Origin of the sequence: Flavobacterium anhuiense, assembly GCF_900101855.1 — a bacterium.
GTDB classification, from domain to species: Bacteria; Bacteroidota; Bacteroidia; order Flavobacteriales; family Flavobacteriaceae; genus Flavobacterium; species Flavobacterium anhuiense.
Genome location: NZ_FMVC01000014.1, coordinates 1 through 1,785 on the forward strand (window position 1 = coordinate 1; position 1,785 = coordinate 1,785).

Annotated in this window: 4 protein-coding genes; 2 read left to right on the plus strand and 2 right to left on the minus strand. The window is 30.9% G+C overall.

What is annotated here, in order from left to right:
* Nucleotides 1-177 precede the first annotated feature (177 nt).
* Nucleotides 178-594 (minus strand): helix-turn-helix domain-containing protein, encoded by a 417-nt coding sequence (locus tag BLP44_RS22820; protein ID WP_091136667.1) that lies wholly within the window; start codon nt 592-594, stop codon nt 178-180.
* Nucleotides 595-763: 169 nt separating this feature from the next.
* Between BLP44_RS22820 and BLP44_RS22825 the strand changes: the two genes are divergently transcribed.
* Both BLP44_RS22825 and BLP44_RS22830 read left to right on the plus strand, forming a co-directional pair.
* Complete coding sequence (locus BLP44_RS22825; RefSeq protein ID WP_066033378.1) at nt 764-1,141, plus strand: nuclear transport factor 2 family protein; 378 nt, start codon at nt 764-766, stop codon at nt 1,139-1,141.
* Between the two features lie 4 nt (nt 1,142-1,145).
* Entirely contained in the window at nt 1,146-1,583 is a 438-nt protein-coding gene (locus BLP44_RS22830) for a GNAT family N-acetyltransferase (protein WP_091136672.1), read from the plus strand.
* Here the strand turns inward: BLP44_RS22830 and BLP44_RS23080 are convergent.
* Nucleotides 1,574-1,785 (minus strand): hypothetical protein (locus BLP44_RS23080; protein WP_211516900.1); only part of this gene is annotated, 212 nt, incomplete at its 5' end. The two genes, BLP44_RS22830 and BLP44_RS23080, sit on opposite strands and share 10 nt — an antisense overlap.

A 1,785-nucleotide genomic window follows, 5' to 3' on the forward strand; every position in this document is an offset into this window, starting at 1 on the left:
AGTTCCTCTCTAATGTTGAATCTTGACTGTTATTTCTCATCGCAACAAAATTTATTAAAGTTAAATTTTGTTACCGAATTATCTAACCTTTACAAGAATGACAAAAACGATGAGTATAAAAAAACCGAAGCCTTCAATTTGAAAGCTTCGGTTTTTTCTTTTTATAAAAATAAATTCTTATTTCTTATCAAGTAACTTCTCCAAAAGAGCCACTTTCTCTTTTTCAGCTTGAATTAACTCTTGGTAAAGTTTTTTATTCTCTTCGTACGATTCAATAAGCTTATCAATCGGATTAAAAGTGCAACCATGACTTATTACTGAAGAACCAGTATTGTTTTCTATTTCGAAAGTATTCCCAATAATATTAAAAACAGCATCTTCAGAAAAGTTTTTTATTGCTTCAGGTGTAACTCCCAAAGCTTCTGCAACTCTGTTTAATTTTTCATCATCAACGTTTTCACTTCCTTCGAGATTAGAAATAGATTGTTGACTAACACCAAGTGCAATAGCAAGCGCTTCCTGCTTCATGTCTCTCAGTTCTCTAATTCGGCTAATGTTTCTGCCGATATGTTTTGGTTTTATTGCTGTGCTCATGATTCAAAGATATTTAAAATTCTTTTACATTTTTGGATTATGCAGAAAACAAGTTTGCAGTTGCAAGTTCTTTTTTGTGGAGTAAAAATACAATTTTTCTGACTATCGAATTGGTTTTGAATTTAGAATTGTGTAATCTTGATAAAGTAATTTTTTTATAGAAAATACCATGACCAACAAAGAAAAAATAATCCAAAATTATATTGAAGGCTATAATCAATTTGATATTGATAAAATGGTGGCCGATTTTGACGAATCTATTGTTTTTGAAAATATTCAGAATGGTGAAACAAATTTGACTTTGAATGGAATACAAGAATTTAAAACTCAGGCCGAACAAGCCAAAGATTATTTTTCAGCAAGAAAGCAAACTATTACATCATTCATACAAGATGAAATTACAGCAATCGTTGAAATAGATTATTACGCCGTTCTTGCAATAGATTTCCCAAACGGATTAAATGCGGGGCAGGAATTGAGAATGAAAGGGAAGTCGATTTTTCAGTTTTTAGATGATAAGATTATTAAACTGACTGATATGAGTTAAGGTTATGAGTTTGAAAGCAAATATTAGAAAAGCAGAAAATCAAGATTTGGATTTTGTCTACAAAGCCATTTGCGAACTTGAAAATGAGGTTTTAGATTTTGAAGTTTTCGAAATGATATTCAACGAAAACATTTCAAACTCCAAAAATCTTTATCTCATCGCCGAAAACGAAACAGAAGGTTTAGGATTTATTAGTTTTCATACTCAAAATCTCCTACATCATTGTGGATTGGTTGGTGAAATTCAGGAGTTTTTCATTCACAAAAAATATCGTGGTCAAGGCGTTGGAAGATTATTAATAAATGAGATTTTAAGTTTTGCTGAGAAAAATGCTCTGAAAAGTATTGAAGTAACGACAAATAAAAAACGAGTAGAAAACGTAGCGATTTATGAGAATTTGGGTTTTACTTTGAGTCATAATAAGTTTGCGATTTATAGATAATTACACTGTATATCCACATGATTTGTCATTTCGACGAAGGAGAAATCTTCACGAGAAGCTCCGTACAGTATGTTGCCAATCTTTGTCGAGTTACTTGTGGAGATTTTTCCTTCGTCGAAATTGTAAAGGTTAGATAATTCGGTAACAAAATTTAACTTTAATAAATTTTGTTGCGATGAGAAATAACAGTCAAGATTCAACA